Source organism: Nosocomiicoccus ampullae (genome assembly GCF_001696685.1).
Taxonomy (GTDB): domain Bacteria; phylum Bacillota; class Bacilli; order Staphylococcales; family Salinicoccaceae; genus Nosocomiicoccus; species Nosocomiicoccus ampullae_A.
Window position 1 is genome coordinate 59,318 of the sequence record NZ_MBFG01000005.1, and the last position, 25,187, is coordinate 84,504.

At 36.5% G+C, this 25,187-nt stretch carries 25 protein-coding genes, 1 tRNA gene, 1 riboswitch and 1 other annotated feature; of the genes, 24 read left to right on the top strand and 2 right to left on the bottom strand.

Annotated features, from left to right (window positions below; translation table 11 throughout):
- Positions 1 to 36 precede the first annotated feature (36 nt).
- The 11 genes from trxA to BBS29_RS04350 all read left to right on the top strand — a co-directional run bounded on the left by trxA (position 37) and on the right by BBS29_RS04350 (position 8,361).
- Complete coding sequence (gene trxA / locus BBS29_RS04300; protein WP_040928688.1) at positions 37 to 351, top strand: thioredoxin; 315 nt, start codon at positions 37 to 39, stop codon at positions 349 to 351.
- Between the two features lie 54 nt (positions 352 to 405).
- Positions 406 to 2,190 (top strand): excinuclease ABC subunit UvrC, encoded by a 1,785-nt coding sequence (uvrC, locus tag BBS29_RS04305; protein WP_068129343.1) that lies wholly within the window; start codon positions 406 to 408, stop codon positions 2,188 to 2,190.
- Positions 2,191 to 2,282: 92 nt separating this feature from the next.
- Complete coding sequence (locus BBS29_RS04310; RefSeq protein ID WP_068129345.1) at positions 2,283 to 2,894, top strand: succinate dehydrogenase cytochrome b558 subunit; 612 nt, start codon at positions 2,283 to 2,285, stop codon at positions 2,892 to 2,894.
- A 13-nt stretch (positions 2,895 to 2,907) separates the two neighbouring features.
- Positions 2,908 to 4,653, top strand: coding sequence for a succinate dehydrogenase flavoprotein subunit (gene sdhA / locus BBS29_RS04315; RefSeq protein ID WP_068129347.1), 1,746 nt, complete (start codon positions 2,908 to 2,910; stop codon positions 4,651 to 4,653).
- An 18-nt stretch (positions 4,654 to 4,671) separates the two neighbouring features.
- Positions 4,672 to 5,433, top strand: coding sequence for a succinate dehydrogenase iron-sulfur subunit (sdhB, locus tag BBS29_RS04320; RefSeq protein ID WP_040928684.1), 762 nt, complete (start codon positions 4,672 to 4,674; stop codon positions 5,431 to 5,433).
- Positions 5,434 to 5,524: 91 nt separating this feature from the next.
- A complete protein-coding gene (locus tag BBS29_RS04325) occupies positions 5,525 to 5,968 on the top strand; it encodes a MarR family winged helix-turn-helix transcriptional regulator (protein WP_068129349.1) in 444 nt (147 codons plus the stop codon).
- Positions 5,961 to 6,761: a glutamate racemase gene (racE, locus tag BBS29_RS04330; RefSeq protein WP_068129351.1), complete on the top strand. Its 801-nt coding sequence runs from the start codon at positions 5,961 to 5,963 to the stop codon at positions 6,759 to 6,761. Before BBS29_RS04325 ends, racE begins: the two co-directional genes overlap by 8 nt.
- A 9-nt stretch (positions 6,762 to 6,770) precedes the next feature.
- Positions 6,771 to 7,361 (top strand): RdgB/HAM1 family non-canonical purine NTP pyrophosphatase, encoded by a 591-nt coding sequence (gene rdgB / locus BBS29_RS04335; protein WP_068129353.1) that lies wholly within the window; start codon positions 6,771 to 6,773, stop codon positions 7,359 to 7,361.
- Between the two features lie 8 nt (positions 7,362 to 7,369).
- A complete protein-coding gene (locus tag BBS29_RS04340) occupies positions 7,370 to 7,849 on the top strand; it encodes a metallophosphoesterase family protein (RefSeq protein ID WP_257009084.1) in 480 nt (159 codons plus the stop codon).
- Positions 7,850 to 7,934: 85 nt separating this feature from the next.
- Positions 7,935 to 8,008 (top strand) — tRNA-Arg (locus BBS29_RS04345).
- Between the two features lie 143 nt (positions 8,009 to 8,151).
- Positions 8,152 to 8,361 carry a hypothetical protein gene (locus BBS29_RS04350; protein WP_068129357.1) on the top strand — a complete coding sequence of 70 codons (210 nt, stop codon included), beginning with the start codon at positions 8,152 to 8,154 and terminating at the stop codon, positions 8,359 to 8,361.
- A 36-nt stretch (positions 8,362 to 8,397) separates the two neighbouring features.
- Here the strand turns inward: BBS29_RS04350 and BBS29_RS04355 are convergent, their stop codons facing one another.
- Positions 8,398 to 8,856, bottom strand: coding sequence for a QueT transporter family protein (locus tag BBS29_RS04355; RefSeq protein WP_068129359.1), 459 nt, complete (start codon positions 8,854 to 8,856; stop codon positions 8,398 to 8,400).
- Between the two features lie 5 nt (positions 8,857 to 8,861).
- Positions 8,862 to 8,906: riboswitch (PreQ1 riboswitch) on the bottom strand.
- Between the two features lie 73 nt (positions 8,907 to 8,979).
- Between BBS29_RS04355 and BBS29_RS04360 the strand changes: the two genes are divergently transcribed.
- The 13 genes from BBS29_RS04360 to BBS29_RS04420 all read left to right on the top strand — a co-directional run bounded on the left by BBS29_RS04360 (position 8,980) and on the right by BBS29_RS04420 (position 24,742).
- A complete protein-coding gene (locus BBS29_RS04360; protein ID WP_068129362.1) occupies positions 8,980 to 9,591 on the top strand; it encodes an NUDIX domain-containing protein in 612 nt (203 codons plus the stop codon).
- Positions 9,560 to 10,579, top strand: a complete 1,020-nt coding sequence (locus BBS29_RS04365; RefSeq protein ID WP_218836834.1) for a hypothetical protein — start codon at positions 9,560 to 9,562, stop codon at positions 10,577 to 10,579. The genes BBS29_RS04360 and BBS29_RS04365 overlap by 32 nt, the downstream gene beginning before the upstream one ends.
- Positions 10,580 to 10,656: 77 nt before the next feature.
- Entirely contained in the window at positions 10,657 to 11,949 is a 1,293-nt protein-coding gene (gene tig, locus BBS29_RS04370) for a trigger factor (RefSeq protein ID WP_068129365.1), read from the top strand.
- 114 nt (positions 11,950 to 12,063) lie between these two features.
- Entirely contained in the window at positions 12,064 to 13,320 is a 1,257-nt protein-coding gene (clpX, locus tag BBS29_RS04375; RefSeq protein WP_068129367.1) for an ATP-dependent Clp protease ATP-binding subunit ClpX, read from the top strand.
- Positions 13,321 to 13,369: 49 nt separating this feature from the next.
- A complete protein-coding gene (yihA, locus tag BBS29_RS04380; RefSeq protein ID WP_068129369.1) occupies positions 13,370 to 13,957 on the top strand; it encodes a ribosome biogenesis GTP-binding protein YihA/YsxC in 588 nt (195 codons plus the stop codon).
- 102 nt (positions 13,958 to 14,059) lie between these two features.
- A complete protein-coding gene (hemA, locus tag BBS29_RS04385) occupies positions 14,060 to 15,409 on the top strand; it encodes a glutamyl-tRNA reductase (RefSeq protein WP_068129371.1) in 1,350 nt (449 codons plus the stop codon).
- 7 nt (positions 15,410 to 15,416) lie between these two features.
- Positions 15,417 to 16,340, top strand: a complete 924-nt coding sequence (gene hemC / locus BBS29_RS04390) for a hydroxymethylbilane synthase (protein ID WP_068129373.1) — start codon at positions 15,417 to 15,419, stop codon at positions 16,338 to 16,340.
- Complete coding sequence (locus tag BBS29_RS04395) at positions 16,318 to 17,019, top strand: uroporphyrinogen-III synthase (protein WP_084778842.1); 702 nt, start codon at positions 16,318 to 16,320, stop codon at positions 17,017 to 17,019. Before hemC ends, BBS29_RS04395 begins: the two co-directional genes overlap by 23 nt.
- On the top strand, positions 17,009 to 17,989 hold the full coding sequence (hemB, locus tag BBS29_RS04400) for a porphobilinogen synthase (protein ID WP_068129375.1): 981 nt from the start codon (positions 17,009 to 17,011) through the stop codon (positions 17,987 to 17,989). The genes BBS29_RS04395 and hemB overlap by 11 nt, the downstream gene beginning before the upstream one ends.
- A gap of 2 nt (positions 17,990 to 17,991) precedes the next feature.
- A complete protein-coding gene (gene hemL, locus BBS29_RS04405; RefSeq protein WP_068129377.1) occupies positions 17,992 to 19,275 on the top strand; it encodes a glutamate-1-semialdehyde 2,1-aminomutase in 1,284 nt (427 codons plus the stop codon).
- 262 nt (positions 19,276 to 19,537) lie between these two features.
- Positions 19,538 to 20,560 (top strand): AbrB family transcriptional regulator, encoded by a 1,023-nt coding sequence (locus BBS29_RS04410; protein WP_218836835.1) that lies wholly within the window; start codon positions 19,538 to 19,540, stop codon positions 20,558 to 20,560.
- Between the two features lie 33 nt (positions 20,561 to 20,593).
- Positions 20,594 to 20,804: a binding site (T-box leader), on the top strand.
- A gap of 43 nt (positions 20,805 to 20,847) precedes the next feature.
- Positions 20,848 to 23,475, top strand: a complete 2,628-nt coding sequence (locus tag BBS29_RS04415) for a valine--tRNA ligase (protein ID WP_068129382.1) — start codon at positions 20,848 to 20,850, stop codon at positions 23,473 to 23,475.
- Position 23,476: 1 nt separating this feature from the next.
- Positions 23,477 to 24,742, top strand: a complete 1,266-nt coding sequence (locus BBS29_RS04420) for a bifunctional folylpolyglutamate synthase/dihydrofolate synthase (RefSeq protein ID WP_068129384.1) — start codon at positions 23,477 to 23,479, stop codon at positions 24,740 to 24,742.
- A 40-nt stretch (positions 24,743 to 24,782) separates the two neighbouring features.
- Here BBS29_RS04420 and mscL read toward each other — a convergent pair whose 3' ends face one another.
- A complete protein-coding gene (mscL, locus tag BBS29_RS04425) occupies positions 24,783 to 25,187 on the bottom strand; it encodes a large conductance mechanosensitive channel protein MscL (protein ID WP_068129385.1) in 405 nt (134 codons plus the stop codon).

Sequence of the window (25,187 nt, forward strand, 5' to 3'; positions counted from 1 at the left end):
TAATATATTTACAATACAATTTGGAGGCATAATACTATGGCAATTTATGATGTAAATGATTCAGATTTTAAAGAAAAAATTAGCGAAGGTGTAAAACTTGTAGACTTTTGGGCGCCTTGGTGTGGACCATGTAAGATGATTGCACCAGTACTAGAAGAAGTAGCAACAGAAGTTGAAGGTAAAGCAGACATCCTTAAAGTAAACGTGGATGACAACCAAGCAACTGCAGCTGATTACGGCGTTATGTCTATTCCTACTTTAATTCTTATGAAAGATGGAGAAGAAGTAGACAAAGTTGTTGGCTTCCAACCAAAAGAGCAACTCGTTTCATTAATCGAAAAACACTTATAATATACGACTGAGCCGCGATAAGCGGCTTTTTTTATATCAATTGAGGGATTACTTATGGAAAAAGATTCACAGTTAAAGTTAAAACTTTCGGTGTTACCAAAAGAACCTGGCTGTTATTTAATGAAAAATAAGCGCGATGAAATTATTTACGTCGGTAAAGCTAAAAACTTAAGAAATCGTGTACGATCATATTTTACAGGTGCACACGATGAAAAAACAATGCGACTCGTGAGTGACATCGTCGATTTTGACTTTGTTATCACAGATTCTGAAGTTGAGTCATTATTACTAGAAAATACATTAATAAAAAAGCATCAACCACGCTATAACATTTTATTAAAAGACGATAAAAGTTATCCGTTTATAAAAATTACGAATGAACGACATCCACGATTACTCGTTACACGTACTGTTAATAAACGAACAGGTAAATATTTTGGTCCATATCCAAACGCTTATAGTGCACATGAAACAAAACGATTACTCGACCGGATTTATCCGTTACGAAAATGCGATACGATGCCGGATAGATTATGTTTGTATTACCACATTGGGCAGTGCCTAGGACCATGTGTGTATGAAGTAACAAAAACAGAAAATAACAAAATGATTCAAGGAATCACAAACTTTTTAAACGGTGATACCGATTCAGTCATAACAGATCTTGAAAATAAAATGCAAAAAGCATCAGAAGCATTAGAATTTGAACGTGCCAAAGAATATCGTGATTTAATTCATCATATAAATGCGACGATGGAAAAACAAAACATGTTAACGAGCGATATGACAGCGAGAGATGTGTTCGGATTTTACACGTATAAAGGTTGGATGGCAATTAGTGTCTTGCTGATTCGTAACGGTAAACTGATTGAGAAAAAAGCAGAAATGTTTGCAATGAATGATACAGTCGACGAAGAATTTAACCGTTTCGTCTTTCAGTTCTATGAGCTAGATTCGAACTTAAAACCAAAAGAAGTTCATTTACCAGTATCAATTGACCCAGTGATTTTAAATAAAGCATTACCGATGAAAACAATCACCCCAAAACGTGGTAGTAAACGTGAAATGGTTGATCTAGCGTGTAAAAATGCCGAAGTTGCAATTAAAAGTCGCTTTGAAATTATCGCGCGAGATGAAAGACGGACGACTGAAGCAATAGAAACACTTGGAGACGTACTGAATATTGAAACTCCAAGGCATATCGAAGCGTTTGATAACTCAAACATTCAAGGTGCAGACCCTGTCAGTGCAATGGTCACTTTTATAGATGGTAAGCCTGATAAAAAGTCATATAGAAAATATAAAATTCGTACGGTTGAAGGACCAGATGATTACGAATCGATGAGAGAAGTGATTCGCAGACGTTATAGCCGTGTATTACGTGAAGGTTTGGCATTACCAGATCTCATAATCGTAGACGGTGGTATTGGACAAATGAACGCTGCTAAAAGTATTTTAAAAGATGAGCTCGGCGTATTTATTCCTGTCGCTGGCGTAAAAAAAGACGACAAACATAATACGGCAGAGTTGTTATACGGAGAAACTGCAGCAATCGTCCCTTTAAAGAAAACTTCACAAACGTTTTATTTACTACAACGTATACAAGATGAAGTCCACCGTTTTGCGATATCATTCCATCGAAATACGCGTAAAAAAACAGCATTTCGTTCTGCGTTAGACGATATTAAAGGACTTGGTCCAAAGCGTAAACAAGCGATGTTACGTGCCTTTGGATCAGTAGAAAATATGAAAACAAAATCCGTTGAAGATTTTCAAAGAATTGGGATTCCACAAAACATTTCAGAGGCAATTGTTGAAAAACTTAACAATAATAGCTGAAAAGGCTTTATAGTGTCTTGATTTAACTGATAATGAGTCGTAAAATATAAAGCAAACACTATGATTTGTTAATTTGGTTAGGGGGGACAATAGTGTCTAAACAAGATTCGAGCTTTTTTGTGAGAAGATTGCATTCATTGCTTGGAGTTGTGCCACTCGGTGTGTTCTTAGTTCAACACCTGATCATCAACAACTTCGCAACACGTGGACCAGAAGCGTTTAACACGGCTGCTGGATTCATGGGTAACTTGCCTTTTGTTTTAGTTCTTGAAACATTTGTCATTTACTTACCGATTTTATTCCATGGTATTTACGGTGTGTATATTGCATTTACTGCAAAAAACAACGTAGGTCGATACGGTACATACAGAAACTGGATGTTCCTTATTCAAAGAATTACGGGAATTATTGCATTCGTATTTATTGCGATTCACGTCTATCAAACACGTTTCCAAGTACTACTAGGTGCTGAAGTAAACTTTGATATGATGGCAGATATTCTCGGTAGTCCATTTTGGTTTGTATTCTATGTAGTCGGTGTTCTTGCGGTCGTATTCCACTTTGCAAACGGATTATGGTCATTCATGATTACATGGGGAATTACACAATCACCAAAATCTCAGCAAATAATGAGCTATGTTGCGATTATCGTTTTTGTAATTGTTGGATTCATCGGCGTTCAAACATTATTCGCATTTATTTAAAGGAGTGTCACTAATGGCAAATAATAAAGTTATCGTTGTCGGGGGTGGACTTGCAGGTCTAATGGCAACGATAAAAGCAGCAGAAAGCGGCGCACAAATTGATCTATTTTCAATTGTTCCAGTTAAACGTTCACACTCTGTATGTGCACAAGGTGGAATTAACGGTGCCGTAAATACAAAAGGTGAGGGAGATTCACCTTATAAACACTTTGATGATACGGTGTACGGTGGAGACTTTTTAGCCAACCAACCACCGGTTAAGGCAATGACTGAAGCAGCACCAAAAATTATTCACTTACTCGACCGTATGGGCGTTATGTTTAGTCGTACGCCAGAAGGTTTACTCGACTTCCGTCGTTTCGGTGGAACGTTATATCACCGTACGGCATTCGCAGGTGCAACGACTGGTCAACAGTTATTATACGCACTTGATGAGCAAGTAAGAAAATATGAAGTTGAAGGTTTAGTAACAAAATACGAAGGTTTTGAATTTTTAGGCATCGTTAAAGATGCTGAAGGTCGTGCACGTGGTATTACAGCGCAAGACATCAAAACGGGTGAAATTCGTTCGTTCGGTGCTGATGCGGTTATTATGGCTACAGGTGGACCTGGTATTATCTTTGGTAAATCGACAAACTCAATGATTAACACTGGATCAGCAGCGTCAATCGTGTACCAACAAGGTGCAGTATACGCAAACGGTGAATTTATCCAGATTCACCCAACCGCAATTCCTGGTGACGACAAATTACGTCTTATGAGTGAGTCAGCGCGTGGTGAAGGTGGACGTGTTTGGACATACAAAGATGGTAAGCCTTGGTATTTCTTAGAAGAGAAATATCCAAACTATGGAAACCTTGTACCAAGAGATATCGCGACGCGTGAAATCTTTGATGTATGTGTAAATCAAAAGTTAGGTATTAACGGAGAAAACATGGTTTACTTAGACCTTTCGCATAAAGATCCACACGAGTTAGATGTTAAACTCGGTGGAATTATCGAAATCTATGAGAAATTTACTGGAGACGATCCACGTAAAGTTCCAATGAAAATCTTCCCAGCAGTACACTATTCAATGGGTGGATTATATGTAGATTACGATCAAATGACAAACATCCCTGGTCTATTCGCAGCAGGTGAGTGTGATTACTCACAACACGGTGCAAACAGACTTGGTGCAAACTCATTATTATCAGCAATTTACGGTGGTATGGTTGCTGGACCTAATGCGATCGACTATGTGAACTCTTTAGAAACGACTTACGAAGAGTTAGATAGTGCAATTTTTGATGAAGCAGTAAAAGTCGAAGAAAATCGCTGGGAAAACATTCTTAACATGAAGGGTGAAGAGAACGCATATCAATTACACCGTGAACTTGGTGAATTAATGACAAACAACGTAACAGTTGTTAGAGAAAACGCAAAATTAGTTGAAACTGATAAAGAAATCGTTAAATTAATGGAAAGATATCATAACATTAATATGGACGATACGAAGCAGTGGAGTAACCAAGCTGCATTCTTCACAAGACAATTATGGAACATGTTAGTGTTAGCACGAGTAATTACAATCGGTGCCTTAAACCGTAATGAATCTCGTGGTGCACACTACAAACCAGAATTCCCTGACCGTAACGATGAAGAATGGTTAAAAACTACAAAAGCGTATTATGAAGGGCCAACGGAAGCACCACGTTTTGAATACGAAGACGTTGATGTAAGCCTAATCCCACCACGCGTACGTGACTATACTAAGTAATCTGAGAGGAGTATTAAAATGGCAGAAACAATTAAATTAAAAATCAAACGCCAAGAAAACCCAGAATCACAAAGCTACTGGGAAGACTTTGAAATTCCTTACAGACCAAATATGAACGTCATCAGTGCGCTTATGGAGATTCAAAGAAACCCTGTCAATGCTAAAGGAGAAAAAACAACACCAGTCACTTGGGACATGAGTTGTTTAGAAGAAGTTTGTGGTGCGTGTTCAATGGTTATTAACGGAAACGCACGCCAATCATGTACTGCGCTAATTGACCAGTACACTCAACCAATCACGTTAGAACCGATGAGCACATTCCCAGTCGTTAGAGATTTACAAATTGACCGCTCACGTATGTTCGATAGCTTAAAACGTGTAAAAGCATGGGTACCAATCGATGGTACATACGATCTTGGTGCAGGTCCTCGTATGCCTGAAAAACAACGTCAAGTTGCATATGAACTTTCTAAATGTATGACTTGTGGTGTATGTTTAGAAGTGTGTCCAAACGTAAACGACAAATCTGACTTTATCGGTGCAGCACCGATTTCACAAGTTCGTCTATTTAACTTACATCCAACAGGACGAATGAACAAAGACGAAAGATTAGATGCGTTAATGGGCAAAGGTGGAGTATCTGAATGTGGTATGGCACAAAACTGTGTTAAAGCATGTCCAAAAGGTATTCCATTAACAACGTCTATCGCATCTATGCAAAGAGAAACGACATTCCATATGTTTAAATCATTCTTTGGTAGTGACCATGAAGTAGAATAATATACAAAAAGATGTGTTTCGACACATCTTTTTTTATTTCAATTTTTAATTCATGTATAATATAGCCATATAGGTTAAGGTGGGGATAAGTATGCCTTTAAATATGAATAGTGCATCGATTGAAAAATCATTGAGGCATTTATCGGTGCAAGTAAGGCTGTATGGTCGTGAAATATTAAAAGAATATAAATTATCAAAAATTCAATTTATCGCACTACAATGGGTGAGTGATTCTAATGGTCAAACGATCGGAGAGGTCGCTAAAAAGTTAGATCTTGCTTATTCGACAACGACAGATATTATAGACAAACTCGAATGTAGTGGTTTTGTACGTAGAGAGCGTGGTCATAAAGATAAACGTGTCGTTCTCGTAAAAATCGAACAAAAAGGTACGGAACTATTGTCTCAAGTTATTAAAAAGCGCGTACAGTTCATCGATGAAATTACGTGTGATTTTACTGAAGATGAGAAAGAAATGTTATCCACTTTGCTTAAACGAATGATTAAAAAAAGTGAGTCGATGTCATATGAATAATAAGGCAATCGGCGTCATGGATTCTGGAGTCGGTGGTTTAACAGTTGTAAAAGAACTCGTACGACAACTACCGAGAGAAAAAATCGTATATTTTGGGGATAGTTTAAGATGTCCGTATGGTGAGCGCTCGAAAGAAGAGGTATTATCGTTCACGAAAGAAATTTATAATTTTTTAAATCGTAAAGATATAAAGCTGTTTATCATTGCTTGTAACACAGCGACTGCTCTCGCTATTTCTGAAATTAGAAAGATGATAGATATCCCAGTCATCGGTGTTATTAAACCGGGATCAAGACGTGCATTACAAATTTCAGACAATGATAATATTCTCGTCTTATCTACGCGAGGTACGATGCTTTCACATAAATATAAGTCGACGATACAAAAGATTAATAAATCAGCAATCGTCACAGAGCATGCGTGTCCAGATTTTGTACCACTTATCGAAGCATTTAATTATAAAAATGCTGATATACGAGATAATGTAATTCAGGAGACGTTAAAGAGCGTTAAAGACACAAATGCAGATACAGTAATTCTCGGGTGCACTCATTATCCGTTAATCAAACAGGCGATTGATGATTATTTTTCAAATGAAAAGCATATCGTCGACTCTGGATTAGAGACTGCGAGAGACGTCAGTACGTTACTAGAGTTTAAAGAGCTACTCAGTTCAAAAGACGATGAGATCATACACGAGATTTACGTTCACGGTGACCATAATCAATTCGAAGATATTTTAAACGAATGGATGCCGAATTTTAAATATACGATTCAATCAGTAAAATTATAGGAGTATTTTATGAGTAAAATAGTAATTGCAAGTGGTAATAAAGGTAAAATTAATGATTTCAAATCAATTTTTAAACAGTTCGAAGTCGTTGGAATTCAATCTATTTTAGAAGATTTTGATCCTGTAGAAGATGGTGAAACGTTTAAAGATAATGCTTTAATAAAAGCATTAGAAGGTGCAAAACGTACGAATCTACCTGTAATCAGTGACGATTCAGGATTATCAGTAGAAGCGTTAGAAGGTGCTCCAGGAGTAAGATCTGCACGTTTTGCTGGAGATGACGCGACAGATCAAGAAAATAACAAAAAGTTATTACAATTAATGAAAGGTGAAGAAAACAGATCCGCATACTTTACTTCTGTTATTGCGGTCGCATTTCCGGATGGAACAGCGTATACGTATGAGGGCGTTGTATTCGGTGAAATATTAGAAGCACCAGTTGGAACTAATGGATTTGGATACGACCCGCTCTTTCAAACGTTAGATGGTAAAAAGTTTGGCGAGCTATCGATAGATGAAAAATCTGAGATTTCCCATCGAAAACGTGCCATCGACAAGTTATTAGAAGATGAAAACTTATTTAATAGACTTCAAAGTTAGGTGAAATAATGAAAGTATTAATCGTCAGTGATAACCATAGAGAAAAGACAATGATTGAAAAATTGCCTAAAGAAATAGATGCTGATCTATACATCCATCTCGGTGATAGCGAACTATCATCAGAAGATGCTCTACTCGAACCGTATGAGTATGTTAAAGGAAATACGGATTATGATACGAGTTTTAGAACTGAACAATTATATGACGGACTTATTTATTTTACACACGGTCATTTATACCACGTAAATCGTGATCGAAATTTACTCGCTTCAAAAGCGAAAGCACTCGGTGCAATTTATGCGTTATATGGTCATACGCATATCGCTAAAGTAGAAAAAATTAATGACGTTTACTGTATAAACCCAGGATCAATATCCGCTTCTAGAAGTTCTGAGCCAGAAACATATGCAGTATTAGACACTGAAGAGAAAATCATAACGTTTTATAAAAGAGACGGAGAAGTGTTAAAACAAGTCGAACTCGAGTGAATCAATGAAACACGTATAATTATAAAAAAACATGTTGACATTTAGACGTGGCATTTACTATAATGGTTATTGTGTTCATTGATAGGTCCCGGTAGCTCAGCTGGATAGAGCAATGGCCTTCTAAGCCATCGGTCGGGGGTTCGAATCCCTCCCGGGACGTAATTAAAGCCTGTAACTTCAAAGTTACAGGCTTTTTTATTTTCTTAAATACCTTTATTTATACTTCATGAAAGATTACTTTACTGATTATGTTGGGTATACGATATACACGTATTAAAAAAGTATATAAAGGAGTTTAACGTATGGATAAAAATCATATTATTTTATTGATTAACGAAGATTTAGTCAGTATGGATGAAGAATTTAGAGATGAACCTTATGACATTTATTATCAACCGAATGAAGGGCAAATTTATATGTCTGTAAGTGGTATGGAATACGACGGTTACGATAAAGAGGCGTATATAATTGCTAAAATTGAAAATCAAGAAGTTGTGAATTGGTATATTTAAAAAGCACCCATAATATTGGGTGCTTTACTGCTTATATTAATCTACTAATTTTAGTCTTTCTTTTAGAGCATTAAATATGACTGCACCAATCATACCAACGATTAATGTCGATATGAATATCGCGATGACTGATGGCCAATATGGTATCCCTAATACAGATTTCAGCATGAGTGATACGATAAGCCCACATACAACTGCGTATTGTACGACGTTTATCCATAAGTTTTTAATAAAGTAACTAATTGTATACGAAACGACCGCACATCCTACTCCGACAAGAACGTCGATATACCCGAGTGGTGAAAAGAAGTTTGCAACTGTTACACCTACGATCATTCCAGGTATAAATTTTCGGTTTATAAACGGAAGAATAGCGAGCATTTCTGACACGCGGACTTGTATCATTCCGTGACCGATGGGGTTAATTGTCGTTAAGACGACATACAAAGCGGCGATACATGCATTAATTGCAAGATCCTTTGAAGTAAATTTCATTGTAATTCTCCTTAGTTTTTTATACAGGGAAGTTTTCGAACCTGTTTCAATGTGAAATTATAGCAAAACACATTAAAAATTACTATAGTATAATGAAGACAGTAAAAGATTAGGAGTATATAGATGAGTAAATTTGATGAAATGATTTTAGTAGTAAATAGAAAAGATTTATTTAATGATGAAGCACATGCGTTTAACGGTTTTTTAAGTCAATCTGATGCACGTTTTAATGAAATCACGAAGACGTTAGATGACTATGAAATTAAACGCCGTGGAGATATGGAAGAAGACGAGTCGTATAAACAACTCGTATCATATACGATTGTTGAAAGTGAAGATGAAACGCTCGTTTATAAACGTTTAACAGGTGGCGGTGAATCTCGTCTACATGGACTTCATTCAATCGGTGTCGGTGGACATATGAATGATATTGAATCTGAAGAAAACATTAAAGAAAAAATGTTTGAAAACGCAGCGCGTGAACTACAAGAAGAAATTGGCTTAGAAAAGAAAGACTTAAACGCGTTTGAACTAATCGGTTTAATTAACGATGATACAAACGAAGTCGGACGTGTCCATATTGGACTCGTATTTAAAGTAAATGTCGACAAAGAAAAAGTATTTACGAATGAAGAAGACACGCTACAACTTATATGGTCAAAAAGAGAAGAGTTAAAAGAGTTAGGAAACTACGAAACGTGGAGTGAACTCATCATTCGTGATTTATATGAATAACTTAACGTCACACCCACGGTTTATTAAAAAAATCGAACGTGATTTAAAAGCACTCTATCACAATAACGATTTTGATTTTTTTATAGATAGATTTGCTGAATATAACACGTTAATAGAACATACAAATATCACTTTAGTCGAAATGTATTATGATGTGTTAATTCAAAAAAACGAATATGAAATGATATATAAATACGCTCAGCAGTGTTTTCAAACGAAAGAAGTGTCACGCGATGAAGCAGAAGTTCATCTGAACATGATCCTTCAAGCGTTATTCAATTTAAAGTTATATGAAGAATTACTCGAATGGTCAAATATCGTTACTGTGACAGGTAAAGAGAGTGGGATGGCAGCCTCACTTATACAATTTGCGACACATTGCAAACATTATGCGACAGAAGAGTTAAAGAAAAGAAATACGATGACGCAACCAAATGAAAATAATGATGAAGTGTTTAATACGATAGATATTGATATAGATGAGTATTTAAACGCCGAAAATCCGACACTTGTCATCGCTGCGGTTGAGCATTTAATCGATTTAAAAGATGAGTCATATGGTGATGATGTTTATAAATTACTTCAATCGGAAAGAGATATGAGTGTAGCATCACTCATGGTCATTTATTTAAAAGAAATAGAGTATGACGGTGTCATTCATCTAGAAAAATTTGGTGAAACGTTTGATGCACATATTAGTGAATTTAAACAATTTGAGAAATCTGCAAAAGTCGAACCGACGATTCGTTGGATCGTCGAAGACGGTCAGCTTCGCTTTGACCACGAGGAACGCATACAACAAGCGATTGAAATATTTTTAAACATTAGCTTACTATGGTATCCTCTTAAAGTGCCGTTCACACCTAAAGAACTAGCAAAAGGGTTTATATCGTATACAAAAATGTTAAATAACGAATTACCCATGCATTCGTTTAATGGTTTTGTGGCGGATTGGATACTAAAAATTGAAAAAGAAATTCATAAGTAGTCGATACTTTTATTGAAAAATCGATTATGTTACAATGAATAGGTTAATTAAAATGTAAAATAACGGAGGAAATGATTATGTCTCAAACACAAACTTGGGAAAAGAAAGAAGGAAACGTAGGTACATTAACAATTACAGTACCTTCTGAAGATTTTGACAAAGCTTTAGACCAAGCATTCAACAAAGTAAAAAAAGATATTCAAGTACCTGGATTTAGAAAAGGTAAAATTCCTCGTCAAATGTTCGAAAAACGCTTTGGCGTTGAATCATTATATCAAGACGCTTTAGATATCGTTTTACCAGGCGCTTATAGCAAAGCGATTGATGAAACAGGTATTAAACCAGTCGATCAACCGAGCGTTGATGTTAAAGAAATTGAAAAAGGCAAAGATTTAGTACTTGAATTAGAAGTGACTGTAGAGCCAGAAGTAGAGCTTGGTGAATACAAAGGACTTGAAGGTAAAGAAATCGATGCCGAAGTATCTGAAGACGATGTAAACGAACAAATCGAAGCGTTACTCGGTCAATATGCTGAGCTTGTCGTTAAAGAAGGCGAAGTTGCTGAAGGTGACGTTGCAAACATCGACTTCAAAGGCTTCGTTGATGGAGAAGCATTCGAAGGCGGAGAAATGGAAGGACACGACCTTGAAATCGGGAGTGGTACATTCATTCCTGGATTTGAAGATCAGTTAATCGGTCTTAAAGCTGGAGAAGAAAAAGACGTAGAAGTTACTTTCCCAGAAGAGTATCAAGCAGAAGAACTTCAAGGTAAAGACGCAACGTTTAAAGTAAAATTAAACGAAGTAAAAGAAAAAGAAGCAAAAGAACTCACTGACGAATTTGTTAAAGAAGAATTAGAAGGTTTTGAAGGCGTTGAAACAGCTGACGAAGTTAAAAAACAAATCGAAGAAGACTTAAAGAACTTTAAAGAACAAGAAAGAGATTATGAATTAAGAGAATCTCTCGTTGTTCAAGCAGCTGAAAATGCGAAAATGGAAATTCCTGAAGCAATGGTTGAAAGTGAACAACAAAGAATGCTTCAAGAATACGAACAACGTCTTGCTCAACAAGGGTTAAACTTAGAGTTGTTCGAGCAAATCTCTGGTCAAACGAAAGAAGACTTACTCGAGCAAATGAAAGACGACGCGTTTAAACGTGTACGTACTGGTATAACTTTACAAGCAATTGCACAAGCTGAAAACATTGAAGCGACTGAAGAAGATGTCGATAACGAATTACAAAAGTTAGCAGACCAATTCCAAATGGCAAAAGACGACATCAAAAAAGTACTCGGTGATTTATCTGTCATTGAAAATGATATTAAAAACCAAAAAGCAATTGATTTCTTAGTAGATAACAGAAAACAATAAAATCAAGAAAAGCTCTATACATGGATGTGTATAGAGTTTTTTTATCAATACAATTTATTTGAAAGAGTCGGTATAGTATAGTAATATACGTAAGAGCGAAAGGTCGGTGTATACATGTTTAAATTTAACGAAGATGATCAAGATCTAACATGTAGTTTCTGTGGTAAAAACCAAGATCAAGTTCAAAAACTGATCGCAGGAAGTGGCGTTTACATTTGTAATGAGTGTATTGAATTATGCCACGAAATAATTGAAGAAGAATTAAAAGACGCACCACAAGAATTTTTAACTGAGATTCCAAAACCAGGTGAAATTCAGGCAGCGCTTGATGAGTATGTCATCGGACAAGAAAAAGCAAAGCGTGCACTCAGTGTTGCGGTGTATAACCACTATAAACGTATTAACCATGAAAGTGATGACGATGTAGAAATTTCTAAAAGTAATATCGCTTTAATTGGACCAACAGGTTCAGGTAAAACATTACTCGCACAAACACTTGCACGCACATTAGAAGTGCCGTTTGCGATTGCAGATGCGACAAGTTTAACTGAAGCGGGATACGTTGGAGATGACGTTGAAAATATTTTACTCCGTTTAATTCAAGCAGCGGATTATGATATTGAGCGTGCTGAAAAAGGAATTATTTACGTCGATGAAATCGATAAGATTGCTCGTAAAAGTGAAAATACGTCAATAACACGCGATGTTTCCGGTGAAGGGGTACAACAAGCATTACTTAAAATTTTAGAAGGAACAGTTGCGAGTGTACCACCACAAGGTGGCCGTAAACATCCAAACCAAGAATCGATTCAAATCGATACGAAAGATATTCTGTTCATCCTCGGTGGAGCGTTTGATGGTATTGAAGAGATTATTAAACGCCGTATTGGTGCGAAAGTAATTGGATTTGGTAGCGGCGAAGAAAATGTCGATACGAATGAAGAGTTAATGGCATTAGTTCGTCCGGACGACTTACAAAGCTACGGGTTAATTCCTGAGTTTATTGGTCGTGTGCCGATTATAGCGAATTTAGAAGAGCTCGATACAGACGCACTGACTTCAATTTTAACAGAACCAAAAAATGCTTTAGTGAAACAATATAAACGTATGCTTGAACTTGATGATGTTGAGTTAGAATTTGATGATGATGCACTCGTTGCGGTCGCGAAACTTGCGATAGAAAGAAAAACAGGTGCGCGTGGATTACGTTCAATTATCGAAGAGCGTATGGTAGACATTATGTTTGACGTACCGTCAAATGATAATATTTCTAAAGTTAAAATTACGAAAGATACGATTGTGAATGAAACAGATCCTTTAGTATATGATGCTGAAGGTAACGAAATTCACTTAAATGAACAGAGTGCATAATTTATTAGGCTGTCTTTTATAAGACGGCCTTTTTTTAGAGGTGGAGTAAATGGAATTAAATCCAAACAAAATTGAATTTTTAATATCGGCAGTAGCAAAAGAGCAATATCCTGAAACAAATTTACCAGAAATAGCGATGGCAGGGCGTTCAAACGTCGGTAAATCGAGTTTTATCAATGCGATATGTGGACGTAAAAATATCGCGAGAATTTCAAGTAAACCAGGTAAAACGGTGACGTTAAACTTTTATAATGCGGATAATCAATTCGTATTTGTCGATGTTCCAGGCTATGGTTACGCAAAGCAATCTAAAAAAGAACGTGTGAAATGGGCATCGATGATAGAGAATTATTTTATTCATAGAGAGATGTTGCATGCATGTGTTCAAATTATCGATTTACGTCATCCGCCGACAAACGATGACGTTTTAATGTATGACTTTTTAAAGCAACTCGATATACCAACAATTGTCGTAGCAACTAAATCAGACAAATTACCTAAAAGTAAATTACAAAAACACGTATCAATTATCAAAAAAGAATTAGAATTAGAACCTGAAGACGTCATTATCCCATTTTCTTCAACTGAGAAGTACAATGTAGATAAAGTGCTCGATGCAATTGAGGATAGAATCTAACAAATTTTTGAACATTGAGCCAAAAACCTAAATGAAGGTCCTATATTTGATACTATTATATAAGTGAACAAATATTTAATCGGTAAGTAAGGGGCAATCTAAATGCATGTTATTGCACTTAGTATAAACTATAGAAAAGCAAGCGTAGATGAACGTGAACAACTTAATTTTAGTGATCATGATATCGTACCAGCACTTCATACGTTACGTGACCAAAAAAGCATATTAGAAGCGGTAATTTTTTCAACGTGTAACCGAACAGAATTATATGTCGTGACTGATCAAGTGCATACAGGATCTTATTACACGAGAAACTTTTTAAGTGAGTATTTCAACATACCACTAGAAACCGTTAAAAACGTGACAGAGTTAAAAGTGAACGATGAAGCAATTCATCACTTATACCGGGTTGCTGCAGGGTTAGATTCAATGGTGCTCGGTGAAACGCAAATTTTAGGTCAAATTAGAGATGCGTTTATACTCGCACAAGAAGAACATACGACTGGTAAGATTTTTAATCGATTATTCAAAGAGGTTATCACAATCGCAAAGCGCGGACATAGTGAAACAGATATTTCTAAAAATGCCGTGTCTATGTCATATGCAGCAGTAGAACTCGCTAAGAAGATTTTTACAAATATTCAAGATGTTAAAGTTCTCGTACTCGGTGCGGGAGAAATGTCAGAAGAAACGTTATTAAACTTAACGTCTAATGGTGTGAGTGATGTGACAGTTGTAAACCGTAACAGAGATAACGGCAAACAACTCGCAGAACGTTATTTAGGGCAATTTAGACCGATGGATGAATTAGAAGATGCACTGAAAGATACAGATATCGTCATCTCAAGTACAGGTGCACCGAACTTTATCATTACTGAAGAAATGATTAAAAGAGTCCGTAACCTAGATGATGAACGTTCGCTCATACTTATTGATATCGCTGTACCGCGTGATATCGATCCAAATGTTAATAATGTAAATAACGTCCATCATTATAATGTCGATGATTTAAGTGGAATTGTCGATGATAATTTAAAAAAGAGAAAAGAAGAAGCTAAAAAAATTGAAGCGATGATAGACACATCAATTCTAGAATTTTTAAATTGGGTTGAAATGCAAGGTGTACGTCCTGTAATCGAAGCAATGCGTACGAAAGCATTAAACATACATGAAACGACGTTTGAAAGCATCACGAATAAGTTACCAGATTTAACTAAACGTGAAAAGACGATTATATCTAAACATATGAAAAGTATTATTAACCAAATGTTACGTGATCCTATTACGTACACGAAAGAACTCGCGGATGAACGTAAAGGCGCAGTACAGTTAACAGAGCTGGAACATATTTTTGGTATTGAATCTATCGTTGAAGATATTCATAAAAGACATTATCAATCGTTACAAGCGATTGAAAAACTAAGAAAAGAAAAACAAAATGTGAGAAAGTAGGCCAATCATGAAAACAGTTGTAGTCGGGACGAGACGTAGTGGTCTTGCAAAAACTCAAACGATGCAATTAATTAAATCGTTAAAAGAAAAGAATCCAGAAGTAAACTTTGAAGTAAAAGAAATCGTAACTAAAGGAGATAGAATTGTCGACCGCCAATTAAGTAAAGTCGGTGGTAAAGGTCTATTCGTTAAAGAAATCGAACACGCACTAAAAGTTGGAGATATCGACATGGCCGTACACTCATTAAAAGACGTACCGAGTGAATTACCAGAAGGATTTAAACTTTCAGCAGTACCTGTTCGTGAAGATAGACGAGACGCATTTTTATCGAATGGAAATGTGTCATTTAAAGACTTAAAACCAGGTTCAATTATCGGAACGTCAAGTTTACGTCGTGCAGCTCAACTGCAACAAATGCGTGATGACATTACGGTGAACTGGGTACGTGGGAACATCGACACGCGTATTCAAAAGATGCGTGACGGTGAGTATGACGCGCTTATCCTCGCTGCAGCTGGTTTAAAACGTATGGGTTGGAATGATGATGTCGTCACTGAATACTTTGATCCTGAAGAATTTATACCAGCAGTTGCGCAAGGCGCATTAGGTGTAGAAATTCGTGAAGACGATAAAGAAATGCACGAAATTTTACAGACGATTCACCACGATGAAACGGCGACAGAAACGACAGCAGAGCGTACGTTTTTAAAACGTATGGACGGTAGTTGCCAAGTGCCTATCGGAGCAAATGCACAATTTGTAGATGGTGAATTATATTTAACTGGTCTCATTATGAGTGAAGATGGTAATGAGAAGTTTCTCGTTAAAAAATCTGGAGACGATCCGGTTGTACTCGGTAATTTAGTTGCTGACGAAATGGAAAAAATCGGTGCAAAAGAAATCATTGATGAAATCAACAAAAATAAATAAAAGAGTCGTCGTTACTCAAAGTCATTTTAGAGATGTCGAAACATCTTTAGATTTAATTCATCTACCGATTATTACGTTTAAAAAATTACCGTATGAAAAATCGATATTAAATAAACAATATGATTACGCTGTAATCACGAGTAAAAACACGGTCCGCTTCTTTAAAGACGAGTTAAAAATGCTCGACATAAATCATATTGCATCAATTGGTAAAACGACGTCAGAAGCGCTCGTCGAAGCGGGATTCCACGTTGACTTTGAGCCGAGCGATTATACGCAAGAAGGGTTTAAAGAAGAGTTTAAAGTGGAAAAGGGAATGCGTGTACTTTATCCTGCAAGTAAAGATAAGCGTTCAATTATGCGAGATTACTTTATAAGTGAAGGTGCAGAACTAACGGATTTACCGTTATACGCACCCGCATCGAATGATATTACGATAAGAGAGTTAAAACGTATACTCAGTGATATTGACGGTATCACATTTTCTAGTCCGTCTGGAGTCCACGCTTTTATGGAGCATTTTAATAGAGAAGACTTAACAGACTTAAAAGTAATTTCTATTGGGCACGTCACTCAAAGTGCTTTATTATCTTACGATGTAAAAACGAAGATACCAAAAGAAGCGACATTAGAAAGTATGATTAACGAAATGGAAAAGGAGTTTCAAAATGAAATTTGATAGACATCGCAGATTAAGAAAATCAGAATTTATGAGAGATTTAGTGAGAGAAACATCATTACGTAAAGACGATTTAATTTATCCGATTTTCGTCGTGGAACGTGATAACGTAAAAAAAGAAATTCCATCGATGAAAGGTGTTTACCAAATCTCGTTAAATTTACTTGAAGAAGAACTAAAAGAAGTTTATGAACTCGGTATTAAATCGGTTATTTTCTTCGGTGTGCCAAACCATAAAGACGACGTTGGTAGTGGTGCATATGATGAAAATGGGATTGTTCAAGAGGCATGTAAACTATCTAAAAAATTATATCCTGATTTAATTGTTATTTTAGATACTTGTCTATGTGAATACACAGATCATGGACATTGTGGTGTCATCGATCCAAACACGAAAGACGTTGATAACGATAAAACATTACCGCTCTTAATCGAGACAGCAGTGTCACAAGCTAAAGCAGGTGCTGACATTATTGCACCATCAAACATGATGGATGGTTTTGTTACAGAGATTCGTAAAGGATTAGATGATGCAGGTTTTTATCATATTCCGATTATGAGTTACGGTATTAAATACGCATCTAAGTTCTATGGTCCATTTAGAGATGCAGCAGAATCTACACCATCATTTGGTGACAGAAGAACATATCAAATGGATCCGGCAAACCGTTTAGAAGCACTACGAGAGCTAGAGAGTGATACGCGTGAAGGTGCAGATATGATGATTGTAAAACCTGCACTTTCATATCTTGATATTATCCGTGACGTTAGAAACAATTCGAATTTACCAATCATTGCATATAACGTCAGTGGTGAATACTCGATGACTGTTAATGCGATCGAACAAGGTTTACTAGATGAAGAAGTTATCGTAGAACAAATGTTATCTATTAAGCGTGCAGGTGCGGATATGATTATTACGTACTTTGCAAAAGACTTATGTAAAAAAATTAACGAAGGAGCAATTTAACGATGTACCAAAAATCGAAACAATTATTTGATGAAGCAGTTCATTTAATGCCAGGTGGAGTTAACTCTCCAGTTCGTGCGTTTAAATCGGTAAATATGGATCCGTTATTTATCGACAGCGCAAAAGGTGCGAAAGTGAAAGACGTTGATGGTAACGAGTATATTGACTACGTATTAAGCTGGGGTCCGTTAATTTTAGGTCACACTGATGAAGAGGTTGTTGAAGCGATTAAACAACAAGCTGAAAAAGGGTCTTCATTCGGTGCACCTACAGCGGTAGAAAACGAACTCGCAAAACTCGTCATCGACCGTGTACCGTCAGTTGAAATGATTCGTTTTGTATCTTCAGGTACTGAAGCAACACTTGCAGCACTTAGACTTGCTAGAGGTTATACAAACCGCAATAAAATCTTAAAATTTGAAGGATGCTACCACGGGCATAGTGACTCACTGTTAATCAAAGCAGGTAGTGGTGTTGCGACACTTGGTTTACCAGATTCACCAGGAGTTCCTGAAGGTACAGCTAAAAATACGATTACTGTTCCATATAACGATAAAGAAAGCTTAAAAGTCGCATTTGAACATTACGGTGACGACATTGCAGCGGTGATTATGGAACCAGTCGCAGGTAACATGGGAGTTGTTCCTCCAGTAAATGATTTCTTACAATATGTGAGAGACATTACGAATGAATATGGTTCACTATTAATTTTCGATGAAGTAATGACAGGTTTTAGAGTTGGATATAACTGTGCACAAGGATACTTTGGTATCGATCCAGATATTACTTGTTTAGGTAAGGTCATTGGTGGTGGACTACCTGTCGGTGCGTTCGGTGGTAAAAAAGAAATTATCGAACGTATCGCACCGGCTGGAGATATTTACCAAGCAGGTACGTTATCAGGGAACCCACTTGCGATGACAGCAGGGTTACACACGTTAAAACAACTCAATAAAGAGAGTTATGACCACTTTAATCATTTAGGAGATATGATTGAAGAAAGACTAACAGAAGTCTTTAAAGAGTTTAACGTACCATTTACAATTAACCGTGCAGGTTCTATGATTGGATTCTTCTTAACAGATGGTCCAGTTGAAAACTTTGAAGATGCAAATGGATCAGACTTAAAATTATTTGCTAAACTATATCCTGAAATGATTAAAGAAGGGGTATATTTACCTCCATCACAATTCGAGGGAATGTTCCTTTCAACAAAACATACTGAGGAAGATATTAAGTTTACAATTGAGGCGTTTAGAAACGCACTTTCACGTATTATGAAATAGGTATTGCTTTCGTTAGAAAAAATGTGCATAATTTAATATATAAATATGTAAGAGAGTAGGATGACTATGCCAATTCAAAAGAAAGATAAAAGACAACCTGCTTCAGAACGATTAGTATATTGGTTAATGCCTGTAGTAGCGTTTCTTTTACTGTTACCAGTACTTATTTATCATCTATAAGAGACAATACCTCGAGATTTCTCGAGGTATTTTTATATTGAGGTGATGGTGTTTGAGATTTTTAAAATTATTATGTCTTCTTGTGTTTATCGTATTAATAGGTGCTGTATTTAAGTTTTTCTCAATACCACTCGCATACTTGTTTGCGTCAATTATCGGAACGCTATTATTTATACGTATTATCGATAATGATATATATTTTCCAAAACCATTTGCGAATTCCGGTGTATTTGTAATGGGGATTCAAATTGGTACATCATTTACATTACCCGCGATTATTAAAATGACAGATGACTGGTACAATATCGTTATTATTACAATTTTAACGCTTATGCTCGCTTTACTTTTATCGATACCATTTCGCTATTTAACGAATTCAACGGTTGAAACCGCAGTGTTAGCGAGTGTTCCTGGTGCTTTAAGTCAGATGATTATAATGGCTGAAGAAAACAAAAACGCCGATTTACTGCTCGTTTCTTTAACACAGACTTCGAGAATTGTTTTTATCGTCATATTAGTGCCGATGATAACACATTTTTCAAAAAGTTCTTCTGTCAGTAAAATTACTGAAGTGCCAAACTTATCTGAAGTGTTTTCAGTATATATGTTACTCATACCAATAGCAGGATATGTGATGTATCGTTTATTACGTAGGATAAAATTCCCAGCAGCAATCTTGCTCGGTCCAATGGTCCCAACAATCGTATGGAATTTAATAACGGAAGCACCATTTACGCTAGATTTTGTGCTCATTGCATTTGCACAAATTTTATTCGGTATTCGAATCGGAATGCAGATTACGACGTTATTTAGTCAACTTTCACTACGTGACATATGTGCAATTGTCATACAAAACATCGGTTTAATTGTCGGAAGTATGTTACTTGTCATCATTTATACGATGTTTACCTCTCATGAGTTTACGAGTCTATTTTTATCAGCAGCTCCAGGAGGTCTCGCTCAAATTATCGTCGTTGCGATGGAGAGTGGTGGAGATATTGCGATGATTTCAAGTTATCACTTGTTTAGAATATTCTTTATCATCCTAATTGTCGTACCGATCGTTCATTATCTTTTAATGAGACCACGTGCTCAGAAAAGTTGACTTAAACGCGTGAATACAATAAAATTAACGTAGTTAAATATGAAAAGTAGAAGTAGTAGTATCATAAATGTCTTCAGAGAATATGCGGTTGGTGAGAGCATAGTCATAGTGATATGAAGTAGTCTACGTGTAGAATTTATCTTGAATGTATAGTAAAGATAGACGTTTAGTGAGCGTTAATCATAATTAAGTGTGGCATATTTATGCCAAATTTAGGTGGTACCACGGTAATCCCGTCCTATTTAGTAGGGCGGGATTTTGTCATTTAAAGAAAGAGGTTGATATAGATGGATATGCCAACGAAGTATAATCCAACAGAAGTTGAAAAAGGAAAATATGAAACATGGGTGGAAGCAGGTTATTTTGAATCAGATGTAACGTCAGATAAACCACCATTTACAATTGTTATCCCACCGCCAAACGTAACAGGTAAGTTACATTTAGGTCACGCATGGGATACGACACTACAAGACATTATTACACGTCAAAAGCGTATGCAAGGTTTTGATACGCTGTACTTGCCTGGTATGGACCATGCCGGTATCGCAACGCAAGCACGTGTAGTTCAACGACTTAAAGAAGAAGGCATTGATATTCACGATTTAACACGTGAAGAATTTTTATCTCACGCGTGGAATTGGAAAGAAGAATATGCAGGCCACATCCGCGATCAATGGAAAAAATTAGGACTTGGATTAGATTATAAAAAGGAAAGATTCACGTTAGATGAGGGGCTTTCTAAAGCAGTACGTAAAACGTTCGTTAATATGTATAACAAGGGACTCATTTACCGCGGTGAATACATCATTAACTGGGACCCAGAAACACGTACAGCGTTAAGTGATATTGAGGTCATTCATAAAGAAATCGAAGGCAAATTTTACCATATTAAGTATCCATATAGTGATGGTAGTGGTTATTTAGAAATCGCAACGACACGCCCTGAAACGATGCTCGGTGATACTGCGGTTGTCGTACATCCAGACGATGAAAGATATCAAGATATTATTGGTAAAACAGTAATTTTACCACTGATGGAACGTGAAATTCCTGTGATTACTGACGATTACGTCGATATAGAATTTGGTACAGGTGCAATGAAAGTAACACCAGCACACGACCCGAATGACTTTGACTTAGGTAATCGTCACAATTTAGAACGTATTAACGTTATGAATGAAGACGGTACGATTAACGAACTCGGTGGGGAATTCGTTGGAATGGACCGCTTTGAAGCACGTAAAGCGATTGTGAAAGAATTAGAAAAAAGAGACCAACTCATTAAAATAGAATCCCACATGCATAGTGTCGGACACTCAGAACGTAGTAATGCAATTGTCGAGCCGTATTTATCGACGCAGTGGTTCGTTAAAATGGCACCACTTAGAGATGAAACACTCGAAAACCAAGAGACGGACAATAGAGTTCATTTCGTACCGAACCGTTTTGAAGGTACGTTTAACCGCTGGATGGAAAACGTTCATGACTGGGTAATTTCAAGACAGTTATGGTGGGGGCACCAAATTCCAGCATGGTACCATAACGAAACTGGTGAAATGTACGTCGGCGAAGAAGCGCCAGAAGATATCGAGAACTGGACGCAAGATAAAGACGTATTAGATACGTGGTTCTCAAGTGCATTATGGCCGTTTTCAACGTTAGGTTGGCCAGAAGAAACAGATTTACTTAAAAAATATTATCCAACGAACGTACTCGTTACTGGATATGACATTATATTCTTCTGGGTATCGCGTATGATCTTCTCAGGTCTTGAGCAAACTAATGAGCGCCCGTTTAATGATGTATTATTACATGGACTAGTACGTGACGAACAAAATCGAAAAATGTCTAAATCTCTAGGTAACGGAGTAGACCCGATGGACGTGATTGATAAATACGGTGCAGATGCACTTAGATACTTCTTATCAACAGGTTCTACACCAGGGCAAGACTTACGTTATAGCGATGGAAAAGTAGAGTCTGTGTGGAACTTTATCAACAAAATTTGGAACGCATCTCGATTTGCGTTAATGAATATCGGTCCAGAATTTAAACATGCTGACATTAACTTAGAGGGCGAAAAAACAGTTGCTGACGAATGGATTTTAACGCGCTTAAACGATACGATTCGTGAAGTGACTCGTCTATTTGAAAAATACGAATTCGGTGAAGTTGGTCGTATTTTATACCACTTCATTTGGGATGATTTCTGTGATTGGTACATTGAAATGTCTAAAATCTCAATGAACGAAGGTACTGAAGAAGAAAAACAAATGACGCGTTCAGTATTACTTTACACACTTGATAAAATTCTAAAAATGTTACATCCGTTTATGCCGTTTGTCACTGAAGAAATTTACCAAGCGATTGATAATAGTCAATCTATCGTCGTGAGTGAGTGGCCGACGGTTGATGCGTCACTATCTAACGAAGAAAGTAATAAGACGATGAGTTTACTCGTAGACATTATTAAATCAGTACGTCAAACGAGAAATGAAGTGAACACACCACTATCTAAGCCAATCGATATTAAAATTGAGATTAAAGATGCAAACAGTCGAGCGCTTATTGAAGAAAACAAACACTATATTACTCGTTTCACAAATCCTGAAACGTTAGAAATCAGCGAAAAAGTGAACATTCAAGACGATGCAAAAACTCAAGTCGTTAAAGGTGCGACTGTCGTTTTACCGCTTGAAGGTTTAATCGATATAAACGAAGAAATCGAACGTTTAGAAAAAGAACTCGAGCGTTTAGATGGTGAATTAAAACGTGTTAAAAGTAAATTAAGCAATGAAAAATTTGTGCAAAATGCACCGAAAAAAATCGTAAATGAAGAGCGTGAAAAAGAAGCTTCATACAAAGCGCAATATGAAGATGTAGAAGCTCGACTAAACGGGTTAAGAGGTAAGTAACATGAATTATGATGAGACGTTAGAATGGATACACAATAGAGGAAAATTCGGCATCAAACCAGGCGTTAAACGCATGGTTTGGATGCTGAATGAACTAGATAACCCACAAGACAATATTACAGGCGTACATGTCGTCGGTACGAACGGTAAAGGTTCTGTCGTATCGTATATACGAAGTGCGTTAAATGAAAATGAGTATTCAGTTGGAACGTTTACTTCGCCTTATATTGAAGTGTTCAATGAACGCATTTCAATCGACGGTACGCCGATTTCTAACGAAGATCTCGCACACGTTGCCAATATCGTACGTCCTGTGAGTGAACGAATGGCTGAAGAAACTGAACTTGGACAAGCGACAGAATTTGAAATTATTACGGCGATGATGTTTGTGTATTTCGGTAATGTCCATCCAGTAGATATCGTAGTAGTTGAAGCGGGAATAGGAGCAACACATGACTCAACAAATGTGTTTAAACCAGTCATGACTATTTTAACGAGTATCGGTAAAGATCATACAGATATATTAGGAGAGACCCTCGTTGAAATTACGAAAGACAAAGCTGGGGTCATTAAAGAAGATACTCCGCTTGTGTATTTTGTTGACGATACTGAATCAAAACAAGTCATTTACAAAGTATTAGAAGAAAATCATGCGAAAGGTATAGAGCTCGGAAGAGATATTATTTTACTAGATAATGAACAGGAGTTTTCGTTTAAATATAACGATTATGATTTTAACGATATACAGTTAAAAATGCTCGGACACCATCAAATGCAAAATGCGAGCTTAGCACTTGCAGCACTTCTTGAAATGCATGAATTAGACATTGTAAATTTAGATATGAATAAAACAGTCCACGGTGTAGAAAACGTCACGTGGGTCGGGCGAATCGAAGTATTACAAGAAGATCCGACGATTATTATAGACGGAGCGCATAATAAAGAAGCGGTTGATGTTTTAATTAAAACTATCAAAGAAAACTATGCGGATAGAAAGATTACAGTTCTATTTTCATGTGTCGACGGAAAACCAATTCAATATATGGTCGACGAACTCGCATCGATTGCAGATGAATTTGTCGTGACTGAATTTGATTTTTATCGTAAAAAACCAGTTCAAGACATTTATAATGCAGTGAATCATCCGAATTTAAAACAAGTCGATGACTATATAAAATTTGTCGATCAGTTTGATGGTGATGTGTTACTTTGTACAGGTAGTTTATATTTCATCAGTTATATTAAACAACACTTTTCTAACAAATAAAAAAATCCCAAATTAGTAAATACTAATTTGGGATAATTTTTTAATCTTCTTCACGTAAATATTTTTGTTCTTCTTTAGCGTCTTGAAGTTTAAGTTCTTCTAAGATTTCACGTAATAATAATACTTCTTCAGCAACTGCAGGTTCTTCTTCTTTTTCTTCGAATGCACCGAATGTAGCTTTGTTTACGATTTTAATAAACATAAACACAGCAAAACCGATGATTAAGAAGTCGATAATCGATTGAATGAACACACCGTAAGTGATACCGTTCCATTCCCATGCAGATGCGAAATCTGTGTTTCCAAATATTAATGCAATTAGTGGCATGATAATATTCGCTACGAGAGAATCTACAATTTTACCAAATGCTGCACCGATTACGACCGCTACTGCTAAATCTAATACGTTTCCGCGCATCATAAATTCTTTAAATTCTTTAATCAT